The sequence below is a fragment of the Dawidia cretensis genome (genome assembly GCF_018598175.1).
Taxonomy (GTDB): Bacteria; Bacteroidota; Bacteroidia; order Cytophagales; family Cyclobacteriaceae; genus Ohtaekwangia; species Ohtaekwangia cretensis.
In genome coordinates this window covers 76,248-94,659 of sequence record NZ_JAHESE010000028.1, presented here as the reverse complement: position 1 = coordinate 94,659, position 18,412 = coordinate 76,248, and the positions used below count along the sequence as shown (strand labels likewise).

The 18,412-nt window shown below is 50.7% G+C and carries 14 protein-coding genes and 2 pseudogenes; 7 read left to right on the top strand and 9 right to left on the bottom strand.

Annotated elements, in window-relative coordinates; all coding sequences use genetic code 11:
• Positions 1-29: 29 nt before the first annotated feature.
• Entirely contained in the window at positions 30-461 is a 432-nt protein-coding gene (locus tag KK062_RS22470; protein WP_254086607.1) for a hypothetical protein, read from the top strand.
• Positions 462-478: 17 nt separating this feature from the next.
• Here the strand turns inward: KK062_RS22470 and KK062_RS31085 are convergent, their stop codons facing one another.
• On the bottom strand, positions 479-967 hold the full coding sequence (locus KK062_RS31085; protein WP_369075180.1) for an SH3 domain-containing protein: 489 nt from the start codon (positions 965-967) through the stop codon (positions 479-481).
• A gap of 339 nt (positions 968-1,306) precedes the next feature.
• Between KK062_RS31085 and KK062_RS31245 the strand changes: the two are divergent.
• Positions 1,307-1,654, top strand: a pseudogene (locus KK062_RS31245) (immunity protein Imm33 domain-containing protein).
• A 174-nt stretch (positions 1,655-1,828) separates the two neighbouring features.
• On the opposite strand, the gene KK062_RS22465 reads toward KK062_RS31245, so the two are convergent.
• The 6 genes and pseudogenes from KK062_RS22465 to KK062_RS22445 all read right to left on the bottom strand — a co-directional run bounded on the left by KK062_RS22465 (position 1,829) and on the right by KK062_RS22445 (position 7,276).
• On the bottom strand, positions 1,829-3,421 hold the full coding sequence (locus tag KK062_RS22465) for an alkaline phosphatase family protein (RefSeq protein ID WP_254086606.1): 1,593 nt from the start codon (positions 3,419-3,421) through the stop codon (positions 1,829-1,831).
• Positions 3,422-3,706: 285 nt separating this feature from the next.
• The gene (locus KK062_RS22460; protein WP_254086605.1) at positions 3,707-4,711 is read right to left on the bottom strand and encodes a TlpA disulfide reductase family protein; all 1,005 of its coding nucleotides are present in this window, start codon (positions 4,709-4,711) and stop codon (positions 3,707-3,709) included.
• A gap of 171 nt (positions 4,712-4,882) precedes the next feature.
• Positions 4,883-5,269 carry a hypothetical protein gene (locus KK062_RS22455; protein WP_254086604.1) on the bottom strand — a complete coding sequence of 129 codons (387 nt, stop codon included), beginning with the start codon at positions 5,267-5,269 and terminating at the stop codon, positions 4,883-4,885.
• A 77-nt stretch (positions 5,270-5,346) separates the two neighbouring features.
• Positions 5,347-5,934 carry a hypothetical protein gene (locus KK062_RS22450; RefSeq protein ID WP_254086603.1) on the bottom strand — a complete coding sequence of 196 codons (588 nt, stop codon included), beginning with the start codon at positions 5,932-5,934 and terminating at the stop codon, positions 5,347-5,349.
• Positions 5,935-6,042: 108 nt separating this feature from the next.
• Positions 6,043-6,231, bottom strand: a pseudogene (locus tag KK062_RS31080) (type IV secretion protein Rhs); the annotation flags it as partial.
• Positions 6,232-6,733: 502 nt separating this feature from the next.
• Positions 6,734-7,276 (bottom strand): hypothetical protein, encoded by a 543-nt coding sequence (locus tag KK062_RS22445; protein WP_254086602.1) that lies wholly within the window; start codon positions 7,274-7,276, stop codon positions 6,734-6,736.
• A 390-nt stretch (positions 7,277-7,666) separates the two neighbouring features.
• On the opposite strand from KK062_RS22445, the gene KK062_RS22440 reads away from it, so the two are divergent.
• Entirely contained in the window at positions 7,667-7,828 is a 162-nt protein-coding gene (locus KK062_RS22440; RefSeq protein WP_254086601.1) for a winged helix-turn-helix transcriptional regulator, read from the top strand.
• A gap of 88 nt (positions 7,829-7,916) precedes the next feature.
• Here the strand turns inward: KK062_RS22440 and KK062_RS22435 are convergent, their stop codons facing one another.
• Positions 7,917-8,159 carry a hypothetical protein gene (locus KK062_RS22435; RefSeq protein WP_254086600.1) on the bottom strand — a complete coding sequence of 81 codons (243 nt, stop codon included), beginning with the start codon at positions 8,157-8,159 and terminating at the stop codon, positions 7,917-7,919.
• Positions 8,160-8,740: 581 nt separating this feature from the next.
• On the bottom strand, positions 8,741-8,980 hold the full coding sequence (locus KK062_RS22430) for a hypothetical protein (protein WP_254086599.1): 240 nt from the start codon (positions 8,978-8,980) through the stop codon (positions 8,741-8,743).
• A gap of 198 nt (positions 8,981-9,178) precedes the next feature.
• Here KK062_RS22430 and KK062_RS22425 point away from each other — a divergent pair, with 198 nt between their 5' ends.
• The 4 genes from KK062_RS22425 (at position 9,179) to KK062_RS22410 (ending at position 18,410) form a co-directional block, all read left to right on the top strand.
• On the top strand, positions 9,179-10,711 hold the full coding sequence (locus tag KK062_RS22425) for a SulP family inorganic anion transporter (RefSeq protein WP_254086598.1): 1,533 nt from the start codon (positions 9,179-9,181) through the stop codon (positions 10,709-10,711).
• Positions 10,712-10,917: 206 nt separating this feature from the next.
• Positions 10,918-12,903 carry a ligand-binding sensor domain-containing protein gene (locus KK062_RS22420; RefSeq protein ID WP_254086597.1) on the top strand — a complete coding sequence of 662 codons (1,986 nt, stop codon included), beginning with the start codon at positions 10,918-10,920 and terminating at the stop codon, positions 12,901-12,903.
• A 59-nt stretch (positions 12,904-12,962) separates the two neighbouring features.
• A complete protein-coding gene (locus tag KK062_RS22415) occupies positions 12,963-15,080 on the top strand; it encodes a hybrid sensor histidine kinase/response regulator transcription factor (RefSeq protein WP_254086596.1) in 2,118 nt (705 codons plus the stop codon).
• A 141-nt stretch (positions 15,081-15,221) separates the two neighbouring features.
• Positions 15,222-18,410 carry a SusC/RagA family TonB-linked outer membrane protein gene (locus KK062_RS22410; protein WP_254086595.1) on the top strand — a complete coding sequence of 1,063 codons (3,189 nt, stop codon included), beginning with the start codon at positions 15,222-15,224 and terminating at the stop codon, positions 18,408-18,410.
• Positions 18,411-18,412 lie beyond the last annotated feature (2 nt).

Below are 18,412 nucleotides of genomic sequence, written 5' to 3'. Positions count from 1 at the left end.
TACGGACTAGATAGTTTTGACCGAACAATATGCCAATACAACGATCCTCTGATCAAAAAAGACAGACTCTTCGAGAATTTTACATCGAGTTGAAGAACTACGATTCAAATCCAGTTTGGGCGACTAGGGGCCAAGCAATGCTGGATTTCCTTGATCTGATTGATCAAAATTTCAAACAGACAAAAATATGGGGGCTAACGTCACACGACACGCTACTATTGTTAGCTGAGGATAATTGGGAATCAGGCTGGTTCGTGGCAATTAGCAATATCGGAACCACAGGGTACCATTTTGAATACCGTATGCCAGAGCATAAATCCCCCTGGCCAAATGCAATAGTGAAAGGAGTGGCGCCTACAATTCAGGATTCCATGGGCTACTTAGCAATAGCAATGAAGGAGAGCGAAGGTTGGCCTGACAATAAAGAAGTCAATAAATTATTAGAAGGTACAGCGCACTGATATCTTCTCTCGAAGATCTAGTTGCTGACTTTTACATAATTTTTATGCACAAATCCAACCCGTCCACTGTCTTCTACGGACACTTTCAACCATTCGCCACTTGCAGCAAGTAGTGTCAACTTTTGACGATACGTCAGTTTGCCAATGATGGTATACTGCGTTCCCGGCCCGCTACGGAGATTAAGTGCCTGCGATTTAATAAAGAGAATTTGATTGATAGATTCTGGAGCAAAATTACTACCTGACGGGTCGGAGTATACGCTTGAATGCTGCCTTGGAATGGAATAGGACTTAGACCTACGAGCGCAGACTCCGCAACTTCCGCCACTGTTACAGTGTGCGCACCTTGAGCAGTTCTTGCAGGCGCTGCAGTACGCTGATCCAGTACACCGACCGACCGATGAACTTGCTAATGATGTGCTACAAATTGTGATCGGCCTGTCGTTTTGACCATATGCCAGTTTAGGGGCAGTTGCGAATAGTAGCAGGGTAAATAATCCAAGCATTGAATTGTTCATAGGGATTTATTTCATTTTTGTTAATAACAGGCCTAATGAATAAGAGCTTAATTTTGGAGTATGGTATAAGCCGAGTGGATCAATTGAAAACGATTCCCTGACTCTGTCCTGGCGAGAGGGTATGTAAACGTACTATTACGCTACGATGTGAACGTGCGGAGCTTTCCGGATCGGCTGATTTGGTTTCCGTAGTAAGACACATAGTTCTCAAAACATTCCGAACTCCATCATCACCTTCAGTGGCAGGAATAGAAATAGCAGACCAGTCAGGAGCGGTCATTTGTTATTGTTTTTTCAACTTGTTACCTTGGCGAGAATGGCTACCGCATGAATCACATGGGTGATAGTAAAACTGAACAACTGGCACTGTGCCAAAAATACGGAACAGTATTTTTTGAATCACCCGCCTTTTTAAAGGTTGGAATGTCATGGAATGTCAAAGATGGCGCACGCCCCGTCCATGGACTGCGTCATATGCCCGAGGGAAATACTACCGGCTGGTATATCTGGGGAGAGGACTAGTCAGAAGATCCCGACTTTTTTGTTTCACTTCACGTGGAGCACCTTCTGGAATGGTGCCCGATGATCGTAAAATACCTGGGGCTACCACCCGGCTGGCGTTTTCTGATCACCGAAGATTATGAAGACGTCTACGTTTGGGGCTCGATAACATAATTGTGTAATTCTATACACCCCGAAGTAGGCGTAAATGAACTGACAACAGGCAGCGCGAAAGTTCCACGGACAGCGGAAATTTCTCAGGAAAAAGCGCACTTCTTTATTGATTCACAGCCAACCTTTCGGCCTTTGTGGTATGCCTTATTAAGAAAGGGTCAAACAGCCCGGAGGTTAGTGGTTGCTTCTGCCATGCACTTCAGCCCACGCCTGTATTCGCGGAATAGCTTCCTCCATCACAACCTTTGCCTGCGCTTTGGTTTTGATCTGCTTGTATTTCTCCATAATAAGTTGCTTTTCCGCTTCTGTTGTCGCCATTTCTTTTTCAGCTTTCAGGACCAGGTGCAGGAAACCGGGGAGATTGCCGTGATCTACCGTTGATTCCGGATCGATCGGTCTGTGCCGTTGTGCCACTGCCTCAATTTCCGCAGGTGTTGCTACGCCAGGACTGGGCAAGGTGGTCGGAACATCGGTCCTGGCGTTGTTTAAGGATGCGAGCCAGGTTACGTTATTAGCCTTTCCGTCACGGTCCGTGAGTGTCTCCATGTTATATACGGCGGCTACGGTAGCCGGCACTGATGAATGATCGTATACACGGTGGTCGATTACATTTTTCGGCGTATAGGCAGAGATGACGATCGCCGGAACACGTATACCGTATTGATCGAACAAAAAGCCGTATTGATTATATGTACTACCCGAATTATCATTAGGTTCAGGCGCCTTCGTTGGCGCAACGTGATCGTAGAAACCTCCGTGCTCATCGTATGTAATAATGAGCATACTTTCCTCCCAAATGGTCGAATTAACGAGGGCTTCGTACACTTGCTTGATGAACGCTTCCCCATTCCTAACGTCATCTTCCGGATGTTGTGATTGACCGCCGGTGTATTTCGGATAGTTGTAATTTGTCAGATCACCGTAGTTAGGCTCAATAAATGTGTACACGCCATTTTTCTGTTGGGGATACCAACTGCCGAGATCGGAAGCGAATCTCGAGATGTAGCTCACATCGTATTGATGCACGCCTTCGATGGCCGTTACATTTGGAATGGAACCGGTGACTGGGTAAGCCGCCCCTTCATAGATCCACCACTTAATGTTATTTGCATTAAGTCTATCGAAGATGGACTTGTTCGGGAAAGTGTAGCCCGATAGCGGATTACTCTCCCAGTCCAGAATCTCTTCGGAAGTAGGGCTGTGATCCAGGCCTCCGGAGGAAGCTGCGTGAACAAAAAATCGGTTGGGCCACGTAGGACCGGGTAAGGAAGAGTACCAGCAGTCGCACACGGCAAACTCCTTCGCCAGCGCTGTCAACACGGGTAACTGCGCGAATGGCGTGGGTGCTCCGAGCAATGCCGGTGAATAGCACTTCATGATCTCACCGAAATTTGAAGTAGCACCGCCTTCACCCGGCGACGTTGTTGTGGCATAGTTTGACACAAAACCGGCGTTGTTTATTTTATTCGTCGGGTAAGGGCCGCCTTTGTAGTTCACACCGGCGCCACACAACTGTTCAAGGACATCCATAAACTCGTGCCCGGGATCAAACGGCATTTGCCAGTCTGCATTTCCCGCGACCGGATACGTTTTTCCATCGTACTGATTCGATTGACCGCTAAGGCCGTTCACCTTCGTAGGCTTGCCGGTCTCGGCATCTGTACCGGTGATTCCCGAAAATCCAAGCATGTGATCAAACGAGCGATTCTCGAGCATAAGCACAAATACATACTTGACTTTCTTGTTTGCATTGTTGATGGGTATCATAATAAGGAGATTAGATTGGGTTTATAAATTACACAAACGACACAATTCAATATACCTATTTACCGGCAAGGAGCAAGTAAGTATAGTAAAAATAATATAGTAAACTTAATTAAATACAACAATGAAATCACATTTGCCTATTTTGTGCCGGTACATCTTAACGCGTGCTTCTATAGTCCACCGGCCGCCATCAACCGAGACTATCTCGCCGGGTCGTAATGCAGCCGCCTTACAATGAATTGACTGCAAAAAAAATATACCCCTTTAAGGTGTGGCCGGAGGCTGTCATTTGATCAACGCTTCCAGCTTGCTGTATAAATCGTTCCCCCGCAGGTCTATTCCAACCACGACGCCGTCAGGATTGATCAGATAATTCTTAGGGATTGCGCGCACTCCATACCTGGCAGCCATTACGCTGTAAGAGCCTTGCGTATCACTTACATTGATCCATGGCGTACGGTGTTTTTGAAGGGACTTGCGCCACGCCTCGCTGCTCGCATCAATGGAGAAACTATAAACCTCGAATCCCCTGCTGCTAAAAGCATCGTACGCGGTTTTTAGGTTTGGTATTTCATTCACACAAGGCCCGCACCACGAAGCCCAAAACTCCAGCAACACATATTTACCCAGGTTATCTGATAACTTTCGAACGTTGCCCTGTGTATCAGTCCCTTCGATATCAACAAACCGGTCGCCTATTACAGGCACCTTTTCGGCGTCGAGGTAGGTAGCCACTACCACGCCGTACCTGGTCTGCCGCAATGCGGGCGGAAACAAGTCGAACAATGCCTTCAATGTATCTGCCGGGAGGTCGTTCCGCAAAAAGAACAACTCCCTGATCGTAAAGTAAGAAGGCCGCTCTGTACGGATCAGTGACAACCGGTATTGTTTGATTTGATCATCAATCTTGCGCATTTGGCCAAAGGCTTCTTTGGCTGCCGCCGGGTCGGTGTCCATAAACCGCACAAACCGTCGCATGAGCGTGTCCCGCTCCGCCTGCCACAACTTTTGGTGGTCCCTCGACTTCGTCCACGTCCGGTTGAGCGCTGATCCTGTTATGGTGGCATACCCAAAATCCTGGTAACTGCCTTTCACTTTCAGGTACGAGTTATCCAGCTCGATGATCAGGTACTTATTGTCTATGGTATGAATGCGGCAGCCAGCGGGTTCTTTTACAGTGCCTTTGAACACCCCTCTACCGTTTTTTAGCTGAAGCGAGTCGGTGGCTTTGCCGAGGTCCAGATTCACCAGATGAAACCAGGTACCGTCTTTAAATCCGGTAAGTTCCATAGCAATGGTATAGGCCTTTTGGGCAGATGTACTCCATGCAAAAAAGCATGCAAATACTAACAGCGGTAGTCTCACGGGGAATGGTTTTATCGTTATGTACCATGGTGCTACGCAACAAACGTACCAATTGTATCCTCTGACCGCACTGTCTCACAATATCCTGAATGCAGTCTAGTGATAGTCCATCAAGTACAAAAAATTGTGGTCATTTGATTTATTTAGTGAGTATATTTTCTTCGTCACGGCGTTCAACTCCAATACGGTGGCATTGAAAGGCGATACAATAGAGTCATTTTTTACTTTTACTAAATTTGTTATTCGCCATCCATTAATTCTTACAAGTAAAGAATCACTTGCCAGTTCTTTTGACGAATAGCTAACGACACCCTCTGCTTTAAAAACATGTATACTATCTATGTAGCCTTCGTTATTAAAAAATAACTCTTCTTTTTTAAGGTAGCGTTTACCGCCATAAAGCAAATAACAACCCTCTGCTTCACCAGAATCACAAAATGAATATTCTTTCCCAACCTCTATCCCCTTTACTATTGAATTCATATGATACTCTTTGTCCTGGCTATCACATGATAACACTAGAAGAAATAGAAATAAAAAAAACGTTCTTGTTACTCTCATTAGTTTACTTTGACTTTATCTGGAATTTTAGTTTTATCACGCTTCTCGATTTTCACACCAATTCTACCTGGATTCGTCTTGCTTTTGGCGGCTTGATTGATGACTGAACGCATAACATTATTTGTTGTGGCATTTGATGGATCTGTCTTTGAGTTGCCCGTATTACAAACGCCAAAACAACCTTCTGATGCGGCGAGCGCTGGGTTACCTTTTTTAGTAAAGTTTCCGCCAACGTGGACCATAACGCCACTCGCTACACCTGCTTGAGTTCTATAATCATCACCTGTCGCTTTATTCATCGCAACAGCGTTCGCATTTGGTTCAGCATGCATAACCTCCGAACCTTTTTGCGTCAATTTCAAGGCCTCGGTTCCATTTCCTTTTGGATAACCACCATTCATAACCTTTGCGTCGTAAGTATTATTCGTTGCGCTTGGAGGCTCGAATGCCATATTTGTTGCGATAGTTCCGCTGGAAGTTGCGTCGCCAGGCATTACGGCGAATCCATCCCTTGTTACAGCAAATTCCATTCTATAGCTTGGATCTTCTGTGTCGGTTACCACAGCTTTATACAAATCAACATTCATCGATGTCTGATTCCCCACATAACCAATAAGTCTTTGCTCCGCAATACCAATCTTTTGATTTGTAATTGTGATAATTGGATACTCCTCACTCTCATCTCCAAGAGGGTCATTGTATCGGATAGGGTTATTATAACCATAGTTGTACGGCGACCAGCTATAAAACTCATCAACTTTTGGATCAACCTGCCACCATCTTCCGATTGCAGGATCATTTGCTCGAAACTTTGTTAAGTCAATCTCTAAACCTAATTCATCTTGTCTCTCTGATCCGTCGTTATATAGATACTTGTTTTTAATATTTTCCGCAAGTCTGGTTAGCTGTCGGTCGATAGCAATCTAAATGGAGTGTTCCCTTGTTGTTATTAGCATACGTGGTGGTGAATGTATTCAATACGGTATGTATTCTCGATAACATCCTGCACGTAACAACACGCCGGCGGCGCCTGTTTTGACTCATTTTCATTGTTTCATTCTTTGCCATGTCGTCCACAACGCATGTGCAAAAGCCCGGATTCCACAGGGCCGAAACCGGGCGACCGGGGTCGTTACATTTTGCTTCACTTTAGTGAGGCCGGGATTACTTAGTTCGCCCGTTAACGCAAAATAGATCAAGAATCCTATATTTTAGGCCAATTACGGCGCCGCGCGAATATCTCCCGTGTTAAAGATAGATAGAACGTTTACCAATGATACGGAATTTTTTGACGATTTATAGGCGGGCGACTATAAAGAACCCCCGGGGGTGATTAAGGGGGCACCCGAACGGGACTCTTTCTAATCCAATCGGTGGCATTCATTTTCACCTGATTCTCTTAAATTCCCAATCACGATCTTTCGATCTCATCGTCAATTGCTCAAGCGTTAATGTATACGTGCCCTGCAGGTAAATCTCCAATGTATCGGAGTCGTTCCTGACCTCCGATTTCAACACGATCGAATCCCCCGTAAACGTATATGCTCCGCTGGCAAAGCTTTCAAATTCGTGTTGCTTCATCAGCTGAAAGGTATGGCCCGCTTCAAAATGCAGCCGTTCCAGGGTAATTACATTTTCCCAAGTTCCGTAGAATTCGTTCCTGCTCATGTATTTATCCCGCAGGAAAGTTATCAAAACAAATAAACCGATAAATACAAAGGGAATGTAAATGAATTTGATTTTGCTTGCCTTATTCATCCACCGAGGCCTGTCGCTATCCTGAAACAAGGGAGGCTCTTCGACAAAATATTTCCACAAGAACTTAAAATCGGACAAAAGCACAAACAGCGCCATCGCCGTTAACGTCAGCGCCATGCCTTTTGCGGCATCGATATCGTACGCAAAATCTGTTAGCAGAATGTTGACCATAAACGTGAGGAATATAATGACACCGGCCCTGGTCGTTCTCCTAAAAAACAATAGGATGGAACTCGCAATTTGTGTAAAGGCTATAACGAGGCTATACCAATACGAGTATCCGAAATAATGCCAGGTAAGCAGAAAGCCATTCAATGAGCCAACGGGCCTGTCGTATATACTGGGTTGTGTGACAAACTGTGTTTGGAAGATTTTGGCAAATGCGTATGAAATGATCACGGTTGCCAGAAAGTACCTGCAAAATGTATGCAAAAATACGTGTAGCTTTTTTAGGTCCATCATGCTAACATATACACAAAAAACGTCCTGAACCCTACACGAAAGTGTAGCCTTTGGAAAAGGTGCCCTTCAGTTTTCACAATATCGGATGCGTTGATCGGAATGCCCCTGTCTTTCGCTAATGATTTCCAGGCGCGAAAAGCCTATGGAAGAAAGCCGCCCGTTAAAGTTGTTCATATTCTGACGGAGTTTGGCAAGACGTTTGTCCCCGTTTTGGAGGCGATCACGGCATGGGGCAATCAGGTTGTACTGGAGAAAAGGTGAACCAGTCTCTGTTGGATAGCACAAACTTTAAACGTATAGGGCGCACAACACGCGTCCTCCAGCGAGGATATACAACACATTAACCGTATTACATGGTCTGCAACTTTTCCAGCACGTCAATAATCGCGGCGATCAGGTTTCGGTCCACGTTGCCTTCGCCGCCCCCGGAAGAAATTACCCGAAACTCACCATTATCATCCCGTTCAAATTCCAACTCACTGTCATCTACCGTGACGTAAAATTTGTAAACGTAGGTAAAGGCGGCCAACCGGCCCTTTAGCAACAACTCCTCACCCTTGTAGGTTACAGGCAACTCGAAATAATCTTCCATATTCTGACTAATTATCCAATTCTTATCCAAGAAGCTACTTTTTTACCAGTTGGTAAAAGGTAATTCACCTAAACTCAATCTGTTTGAGTGAGATCGGTGAGTTATTTGAAACTCGCAAAGACTCACCAAACTCTCTCGCAAAGGATTGACGATCACCTGTTAAATCTTGATCAGGCGGTGTTTCCACGCGTCTTTCCTGCGAGCCGGTCCGTTGGGATGCTACCACGGGCAGGGCTATGTGCGCGCGTGAAGTTGCGCGGGGGCTCAATGCTTATCTCAGCGCGTTACAGATACGCGTGTACGAGGTATACCTGCAATTGGCAGCCATCCGCGGAACCACTCATGCCTGGCAATTCTATGGTCCACACAGATGCAGACTTTTGGAATGTAGCTGATCTGATGGTATTTTTGGGATATGCTTGCCGTGACCCTCATACTAACGATATTGATTATCGCGTCTGGTATCGTTGCTATGTTTGTTTTTCTATTTAAGGGAATCATGGAGAAAAATAACGCTCATTTCAAAAAGGCATTACTCATTCTAATTGGTTCGTGGGCTTTGGTTATGTTAATTAACGTCATTAATTTGTTACTTCCCGATGCGTGGCAGTTTTAAAAATTGCTGGCGATAACCGGGTGATGTATATAGAGCAATTGAGGACCAGGCTGTTCATCGCTTTTCGATACTCTTCCATAAAAGATTCGAATTTCTCTGGGGTTGAGAGAAAGGTAATAACGAAGAGTGTATTTTTCGAGATCGCACTGACAGAAATACCTTTGATCGGAATTTCGTTCAGCTTCGCCCGGATTATGAAGTTCACACCCTCCAGGTTGTTAATTTGGTTTTATCCTTCTTTAGTATTTCGCAATTACAATGTTTTTCTAGTATCCGTTTCGTACAATTCATTGTATAGCGATATGCCATTTTCTTGAGTCATGGGACTGCTCGTAAGCCTCCCCTCCCAAACGACCAAATTCCCCCGTATATTTGCCCCTTTCCGTCGCACGATCCACCGTCCATGAAGCCTTTCGTCAACCTATTCAACTTCCGTCAGAAAATAAACTACAAAACAGAAGTCCTGGCCGGCCTGACCGTTGCCATGACGATGATACCCGAATCGCTCTCGTTTGCCATCCTGGCGGGTCTGTCGCCTTTAACCGGATTGTATGCAGCGTTTTTAATGGGCCTGGTCACCGCCGTTTTAGGCGGACGCCCCGGGATGGTATCGGGTGGTGCCGGCGCGACGGTCGTCACCCTGATCGCGCTGATGCAGTCGCATGGTGTGGAGTATGTATTTGCCGCGGTAGCGTTGGCCGGTGTGTTACAGATGACGGTGGGGATCTGCCGGCTTGGAAAATTTATTCGGTTGGTGCCACAGCCCGTAATGTATGGGTTCGTGAACGGACTGGCGGTGATCATCTTTATGGCGCAGATCGAGCAATTCAAAATCACCTCGGTAAGCGGAACCACCTGGCTTACCGGCACCGCGCTTTGGACGATGCTGGGCCTGGTGGCGCTGACCATACTGATCGTGCTCTATTTTCCGAAAATCACCAAAGCCGTGCCGGCCTCCCTGGTGGCGATCGTCGTTGTTTCGTTGATCGTACTGGGACTGGGGATCGATACGAAGACGGTGCAAGACATCGCCCGCATCAGCGGCGGTTTCCCACCCTTCCACATACCGACTGTGCCCTTCACGTTAGAGACCCTGCAAATCATTTTCCCCTATGCGCTGGTCATGGCCGGTGTAGGATTGATCGAGAGCCTGCTGACACTGAACGTGGTGGACGAAATCACGGGCACTAAAGGCAGAGGCAATAAGGAGGCAGTAGCGCAGGGAACGGCAAACATAGTAAACGGATTTTTTACCGGCATGGGCGGTTGTGCGATGATTGCGCAGTCGTTCGTAAACCTTTCCGCAGGTTCGCGGGCACGGCTGTCGGGTATCATAGCCGCTGTCACCATTCTGCTGATCATTCTGTTTGGCGCACCGATTATCGAACGAGTGCCCATGGCCGCATTGGTCGGTGTGATGATTATGGTTGCCATCGGTACATTTGAATGGATCAGCTTGCGGATTGTCAACAAAATGCCGAAGCACGACATCGTTGTCGGTGTGCTCGTGGCGCTGATTACGATCTGGCTCCACAACCTGGCATTGGCCGTGCTGATCGGCGTCATTATCGCAGCGCTGGTGTTTGCGTGGGAGAGCGCGAAACGGATCCGCGCCCGGAAATATACCGACGACCACGGGGTGAAACATTATGAGATTTTCGGACCGCTGTTTTTCGGTTCGGTCACGACGTTCCTGGAGAAATTTGATGTTCAGCATGACCCCAACGAAGTGGTGGTGGATTTTAAGGAAAGCCGGGTGGCCGATATGAGCGCCATCGACGCGCTGAATAAGTTGACAGAGCGTTATCACCAGGCGGGCAAAACACTGCGCTTGCGTCACTTAAGCGAAGACTGCCGAACGTTGTTGAAAAATGCGGCGTCGGTCATCGATGTTAATGTGATCGAAGATCCGGAATATAGGGTAGCGGCTGATTAATGCGATCATAGCCGGTCACGGAAAGCTGACGGTGATCTGCGTATTTTCTGCTCTCTTCACCTACGACACCTACCGTACCCAGGAGTGTGCGTAATTTTCCACCGCATGCCTCAAACAATCGAAGTAGATGTGTTTGTCTCCCGAATGCTCGGATCGGCGACAGACTTTCGTTACCTTGTATACGAACCTAATCCTTTTTACCACCGATGGGATGGCGTGCTGCTATTTGGATCCTGCTGGCAGTGTTGGGGTGTGGCTGCGTGTGCGGTCAACCGGCCCAATACCGTTTTAAACGACTGGACAACAATCACGGTCTTTCGAACAACTACGTTACCTGTTTTCTAAAAGACAGCAAGGGCTTTTTGTGGGTCGGGACCATCTCCGGCCTGAACCGGTACGACGGCTACTCGTTTACCATTTTTACGCATAACCCCACAGATACCACCACGTTGGTACACAACAGCATTTCGCGGCTTTGCGAAGGCCCCGACGGCAAGATCTGGATCACGACCCCGCAGGGCGTGAACGTCTATGATCCGGCCACGGAGAGAATAAGCCGTAACCCGGCGCCTTTTCTACACGCCCTGCATATTCCGAACGGCGTGATCAGCAGCATCGTCCGTGACCCGGGCGGTAATTATTACTTTGTGCATGCCACCGCCGGTGTTTTTCGGTATGACCGCCACCGGACTACCACGGCGTTGCTACCGGCTACCGGAAGCGGTGCCCTGGTTAGTCCCATTGTCAGCCTGGCGTTTGACCCACATAACAACCTGTGGCTGCTGCACGCCGACGGACTACTGGAAAAATACGATACCCGTACACGCAGGATAATCTACCGCAACGACTACCTCAAAACCCAGCACCACGGCGCCTCCCTGCCCTACACGCTGCTGTGCGACCGTGATGGCGACTTGTGGATACATGTATACCTCGACAACCGCGGTCTGTACTTCTTTTCGGCCGCCGAACAAACCTTTGCCCCCGTGGGCCAGGCGCCGGGCGCCGTGCCCATCAACACCAGCGCCGTGCGCAGCGTGGTACAAGATAACAACGGCCTGCTGTGGGTTGCCACCGACCACGGCGGCATCAACATCGTCGACAAAAAGAAACACACCGTACAGTACCTGCTGCACGACCCGCTCGACGACAAAAGCCTGGGCCAGAACACGGTCAATACCCTTTACCGCGACGACCAGGGCATTGTCTGGGCGGGTACCTACAAGGCCGGCATTTCGTATTACCACGAAGATTTTTATCGCTTTCCCGTATACCGTAAAAACCCGGCCGCGCCGCACGGCCAGCCGTACGACGACATCAACCGCTTTGCCGAAGATGCCCGGGGAAACCTGTGGATTGCCACCAACGGTGGAGGGTTACTGTATTTCGACCGACTTAAAAATACCTTCCGCCAGCACCATGTCCCCGGCAGCGATGTGATTGTGAGCCTGTACCTCGATCGCCAGCAAGTACTGTGGATCGGCACGTATTACGGCGGCCTGTCGAGCTATGACGGCCGGCACTTCACCACGTATCGGCACCACGCCGGCGACACCACCAGCCTGGCACACGACAGTGTATGGGAAATTTACGAAGACAGCAAAGGCCAGTTGTGGATCGGCACCCTGGACGGCGGCCTGGACCGGTTCGACCGCCAGCGAAAAATCTTTCATCATTATCCGGCCGGCCGCAAAAACTCCATTCACTCGTCGTACGTCAGTGAGATACTGGAAGACGACCACGGGCTGTTGTGGATCGGCACGGCGTATGGCCTGGAGGTGATGAACCCGCATACACGGCACGTGACGCACTACCTCAGCAACCTGAACGATGCCCATAGCCTGAGCGACAACATCGTGCACGCCCTGTACCGCGATCGCGCCAACCGCCTGTGGGTGGGAACCGCCTCGGGCCTGAACGTATTCGATCCTGCCACGCAGTCGTTTCGGGTTTTCCGCCAGGAAGACGGGCTTCCGCACAACACGGTACTGTCGATTGCCGAAGACAGCGCCGGCAACCTGTGGCTGAGTACACCGAACGGATTGGGACGCGCCACCGTGACGGGTACCGCCATACCAGACCTGCGCGTACAGGTATCGCGTTACGACGCGTCGGACGGATTGCAGGGTGCGCACTTCAACGAAAACGCCGGGGCCCGGCTGCGCAGCGGCGAGCTGGTGTTCGGGGCCTGAACGGGTTCAACATTTTCAACCCCGACAAGATCACCCCGAACGCCTATATCCCCCCCGTGGTGATCAGCGGCTTCGAGCTGTTCAACAAACGTATCGGCGTGGGCGAGCCGGTACACGGCGGCGACCCTGTGCTGGCACAGTCGATTACCGAAACCGCCACCATCACCCTGCAGCACCACCAGGACTTTTTTGCGTTGCAGTTCGTGGCCCTGAACTATCTGCATCCGGAGAAAAACCAATATCAATACCGACTGGAGGGATTCAACAAAGACTGGATCACGGCAGATCCGCACACGCGCAAAGCCACGTATACCAACCTCGACCCCGGCCGCTATACGTTCCGCGTACGCGCGTCCAACAACGATCGCACCTGGAACGAGGTGGGCGCAGCCGTAGCCATTGTCGTTGAACCACCGTTCTGGAAAAGCGAGTTGGCGTTTGTCCTCTATGTCATCTTGCTGGTCGCGATCCTGATTGCCGCGCGCAAGGTATTGCTGTTGCGTGAGCGGGCCAACGTGCGGCTGCAACAGGAGCGTGCCGAAGCCCAGCGCATGCACGAGCTCGACCTGATGAAGATTCGCTTCTTCACCAACGTGAGCCATGAATTCCGTACGCCGCTGGCACTCATTCTGGCCCCGATGGAGAAACTCACCCAGCTGGCCGACCACACCCACGCGCGCCAGTTTCAGCTGATCCAGCGCAATGCACGCCGGCTGCTAAACCTGGTCAACCAACTGCTGGACTTCCGCAAACTGGAAACACAGGGTATACCCTATTACCCCGCTGCCGGTGACCTGGTGCAGTTTGTGCGCGAAACGACCTACAGCTTTTCCGATCTGTCGGAGAAGAACGACATACACCTGAGTTTCTTTACCACCCTTGAGCGACTCGACACCTTGTTCGACCCGGACAAACTCGAAAAGATATTATTCAACCTGCTGTCCAACGCCTTTAAATTCACGCCCGAGCACGGCCGCATCAGTGTGCGCCTCGATCACGCGCCGGGTGCGGACGATGCGAAACCCGGCGTACGTATTTGTGTAGAAGACACCGGCATTGGCATTCCGGTGGAAAAACAGGGCCGCATCTTCGAACGCTTTTTTCAGCACGACCTGCCCACCGGCATGATCAACCAGGGCAGTGGCATCGGGCTGGCCATTACGCGGGAGTTTGTGAAAGTACACGGCGGTACCATCGGCGTGGAGAGCGAACCCGAAAAAGGCAGCCGGTTTACCATTCTGCTGCCCTTACAACCCATACCACAGGCAGGCACCGCCGCGCCCGTACCCTTTCCGTTGGCGGCCACGGCACCGGTCGCGATACCTATACCCCAGTCGCAGTCCGCCGTTGCCGTGACGCCGCGCGACAGCCGCAAACCCCTGCTATTATTAGTAGAGGACAACCACGACTTCCGTTTTTACCTGCAGGACAACCTGCGCGAAGAATATACCGTACTGGAAGCGCCGAACGGCACGGAGGGTTGGCGTCTGGCAATTGAAACTATACCCGACCTGATTGTAAGCGACGTGATGATGCCCGGCTTGAGCGGCACCGATCTGTGCCGACGCCTGAAAGGCGACGAACGCACATCGCACATTCCCGTGGTGCTGTTAACGGCCCGCAGCTCGGAAGAGCAAAAGCGCGAAGGATACGACACCGGCGCCAACGACTATGTCGTCAAACCCTTTAGCGTGGAAATATTGCAGTCGCGGTTGCGCAACATCCTGCGCCAGCAGGAAGCCACGCGGAAATCATTTCAGCAATACCTGGCCGTGAAGGGCAGCGCAGTAACCATCACGCCGCTGGACGAAAAACTTATCAGCAAAGCCGTGGCCATGGTGGAAGCCAACCTGGAAGACGCCGATTTTTCGGTCGAGGCCCTCAGCCACGAGCTGGGCATGAGCCGCATTCACCTCTACCGCAAAATCAGCAGCCTAACCGGCAAGACGCCGGTGGAGTTTATCCGGTCCATCCGTTTGCAACATGCTGCCCAGCTGCTGGAAAAGAGCCAGCTAACGATTTCTGAGATTGCTTACCGTGTGGGCTTTAACAACCCCAAGTATTTTACGCGGCAATTCAAGGACACGTACCACGTACTTCCGTCCGAATATGCCATGCGGGGTGTTAAAAAAGACACACCCTTTGGCGGTGGTAGCTTCGCGCACGGCGTTTCCTGAAAATCTTCGATGTTACACGGTGTTTCCGTGCACATGTAACGACTGATCCCCTAAGATGTAACAATAGGATACCCCCTCCGGGCCGTGTGTGCCCTAGCTTTGGATACTCCCGCACGAAGTATCCACCTTAACCTATATCCTATGAAGTATGTTCTACTATTCGTGTTCAGCATGGTGGCGGTCCTGCACGTCCGGGGCCAGTCCCAGACTGTCTCCGGCGTCATCCGCGAAACCGAAGGCAACACGCCCTTGCCCGGCGTATCCATTCTATTAAAGGGTACCACCCTTGGTACCTTTAGCGACGCAGAAGGCCGGTACGCCATCGATGTACCGGCAAATGCCACCCTGATTTTCTCTTTTATTGGCTACACCACGCAGGAAGTAGCAGTCGGTACACAAACGCGCATGGACCTGTCGATGCAGCCTAACCTGGAGCTATTATCGGAGGTGACGGTCACGGCGCTCGGCATCAAGCGCGAGAAGAAGACGCTGGGCTATGCTGTGGCCGACATCGGCAATGAAAACATTGCCGGCAACGGCGAGACGAACGCCTTAGCATCGATTGCCGGTAAAGTAGCGGGTGTGAATATCGCGCAGACCACCGCCGGTCCGACGGGCTCTACCCGTGTGGTGATACGCGGTATACGCGGATTGAAAGACAACAGTCAGCCGCTGTACGTCATCGACGGCGTGCCGGCGGTAAACTCCAACATCGGCAGTGCCAGTCAGTGGGGCGGCTTCGACCTGGGTGATGGTCTTTCGGACGTCAATCCCAACGACATCGAATCCATCAGCGTTTTGAAAGGTTCTGCGGCCTCTGCACTCTACGGCAGCCGCGCCCTCAACGGCGTGATTCTCATCACCACTAAAACCGGCAATCGTGGGAAAGGACTCGGCGTGGAATTCAACAGCTCGTTTACCCTCGACCAGATTTCCACCCGCCTGGACGAACGCCAAAAACGTTACGGCCAGGGCAACGACGGTGTATTTCCGACCGACCCGTTGCAATCGCAAAATATTACGTCTAACTGGGGACCTTCGTTCGCCGAAGAAACGGAAATCACGCAAATGGACGGCACCGTGCGTCCCTACCGGTATATCGACAACAACATTCAGGATTTCTTCCGGACCGGTAAGACGTGGATGAACACCATTGCCGTTACCGGCGGTACCGAAAACACGAACATGCGGTTGTCGTACTCCAGCATTACCAACGACGACATTATACCGACCAGCGGTTTCGACAAAGACATCTTCGCCCTGCGTACTACGTCTAAGATTACCAAAAAGCTCACGGCCGATGCCAAGATCAGCTTCGCCGACGAGCGCGTAAAAAACCGTCCGGCGCTGACCGACGATGTCAACAACATCGGTAACGGCCTGCTGGGCCTGGCTTCTAACTTCGACCAGGCCTGGCTGCAGAAATACCAGACGGAAGATGGCAAGTACATTAACTACACCGGCAATATATACCGTGCCAACCCGTACTGGACGATCAACAAAACGTTTAACGAAAGTCGGAAACAACGCGTGGGCGGGCTCATCAACCTGCACTACGAACTCAACGACATGTTCAGCATCAGCCTGCAGGGCGGCACCGACTTCTTTACGTTCAAGCATACCAATTTCTACGACCAGAATACACCGGCAATCGCCGGCGGGGCCATGAATACGCTGGACCAGACAACGCAGGAAACCAACTTCCAGGGTATGCTGAACTTCAAGAAGGATCTGAGTCCCCATTTCAAACTCGGAGCCATGGCGGGCGGCAACCTGATGAAGCAGCGCGGTTATGGCGAAAACATCCAGGCTACGCAGATCATTCAACCCGGCACCGCCAACCTCATCAATTTCTCGGAGACAAGAATTGTACCGTTTGATGCGCGCAAGGAAATTAATTCGGTGTTCGGTTCGGTGAACCTGAGCTACAAGGAATATCTCTTCCTGAACTTGCAGGGCCGCAACGATTGGGCCTCTACATTGCCGCGCGACAACTGGTCATTCTTCTACCCTGCTGCCGACGTCAGTTATGTGCTGACCGACGCCTTCGACCTGCAGTCCAACGTGTTGTCGTTCGTGAAAATCCGGACAGCCTGGGGACAAGTAGGTCGCGAGCCCGATCCCTATAAAACCGGCTTTGCATACGACCTGACGGGCCGGTCCATCAACGGTCAGCCCATGGGTAACATTCAGGGTGACATCATTCCCAACCCCGACCTGACGGCCGAAATCAAAACTTCGTTCGAGATCGGCGCCGATGTCCGGCTCTTTGGCGATAAAGTAGGTCTCGACTTCACGTACTACAACGAAGTAACGGACGACGTGCTGCTCGACCTTACGATTCCGCAAACGACAGGGTATAGCTTTGCCGCGCTCAATGCCGGTAAACTGCGAAACCGCGGCGTCGAATTACTCATCAGCACCACGCCGGTGAACTTCAGCAATGGTTTCCGTTGGGACCTGAGCTTCAACTTTGCCCGCAACGTCAATGAAGTCATCGACCTGCACCCGCTGCTGGCCACGTTTACTGTAGCGGAAGCACGCTGGGCAGGTGCCACGGTTGTCGCAGAAAAAGGAAAACCGTTCGGTACGATCCTGGGCGCAGGCTTTTTGCGTGATGAAAATGGCAACCGCGTGTTCAACAGCAGCAACGGCGAGCCGATGCCTACCACTACCCCCATTGCGTTAGGCAATATCCTGCCGGACTGGACCGGCGGTATCATCAACACCGTGTCCTACAAGGGCTTCCAGTTAAAGGCGGCGTTCGATATCCGCGTGGGTGGCGACATCTTCTCGATGACCAACATGACGATGCACATGAACGGCTCACACGCCAACACCGAGGCGGGTCGCGAGTCGTGGAACGAATACCAGCAGGAACGTCGCGGCGCGCAACTGGAGGCAGAAGCCAATGGTGAAGTAGCGGAGGTGGACAACCCCGACAACGCGTACTATGTACCGCGCAACAACCGCGGCTACATCGGCGAAGGTGTTAACCAGGAAGGCGCCCCCAACACGATTCCCATCAGTCCCGCCGCCTACTGGCAAGGCATCGGCAACAACATTCCCGAGCCGTTCATTTACGATGCCAGCTACGTCAAGCTACGGGACCTGACGTTTACCTATAATTTACCTTCGTCCCTGCTGAAGGGTACGCCGTTCCGTTCGGTATCGCTTAGCGCCATTGGCCGGAACCTGTGGATCATCCACAAAAACACGCCCAACATCGACCCCGAATCCACCTATAACATCAGCAACGGTCAGGGCCTGGAGTACGGCTCGCTGCCCACACGCCGTCGCTATGGTTTTAACCTGGTTGTAAAATTCTAACG

Bases quoted from the DNA above. Each gene is read 5' to 3' on its own strand.
- KK062_RS22445 (WP_254086602.1), bottom strand. From the start codon at position 7,276: ATGGTCAACATTCTGCTAACAGATTTTGCGTACGATATCGATGCCGCA.
- KK062_RS22410 (WP_254086595.1), top strand. From the start codon at position 15,222: ATGAAGTATGTTCTACTATTCGTGTTCAGCATGGTGGCGGTCCTGCAC.
- KK062_RS22425 (WP_254086598.1), top strand. From the start codon at position 9,179: ATGAAGCCTTTCGTCAACCTATTCAACTTCCGTCAGAAAATAAACTAC.
- KK062_RS22460 (WP_254086605.1), bottom strand. From the start codon at position 4,711: ATGGAACTTACCGGATTTAAAGACGGTACCTGGTTTCATCTGGTGAAT.
- KK062_RS22455 (WP_254086604.1), bottom strand. From the start codon at position 5,269: ATGAATTCAATAGTAAAGGGGATAGAGGTTGGGAAAGAATATTCATTT.
- KK062_RS31085 (WP_369075180.1), bottom strand. From the start codon at position 967: ATGCTTGGATTATTTACCCTGCTACTATTCGCAACTGCCCCTAAACTG.
- KK062_RS22435 (WP_254086600.1), bottom strand. From the start codon at position 8,159: ATGGAAGATTATTTCGAGTTGCCTGTAACCTACAAGGGTGAGGAGTTG.
- KK062_RS22450 (WP_254086603.1), bottom strand. From the start codon at position 5,934: ATGAATGTTGATTTGTATAAAGCTGTGGTAACCGACACAGAAGATCCA.
- KK062_RS22470 (WP_254086607.1), top strand. From the start codon at position 30: ATGCCAATACAACGATCCTCTGATCAAAAAAGACAGACTCTTCGAGAA.
- KK062_RS22440 (WP_254086601.1), top strand. From the start codon at position 7,667: ATGCCCCTGTCTTTCGCTAATGATTTCCAGGCGCGAAAAGCCTATGGA.
- KK062_RS22420 (WP_254086597.1), top strand. From the start codon at position 10,918: ATGGGATGGCGTGCTGCTATTTGGATCCTGCTGGCAGTGTTGGGGTGT.
- KK062_RS22465 (WP_254086606.1), bottom strand. From the start codon at position 3,421: ATGATACCCATCAACAATGCAAACAAGAAAGTCAAGTATGTATTTGTG.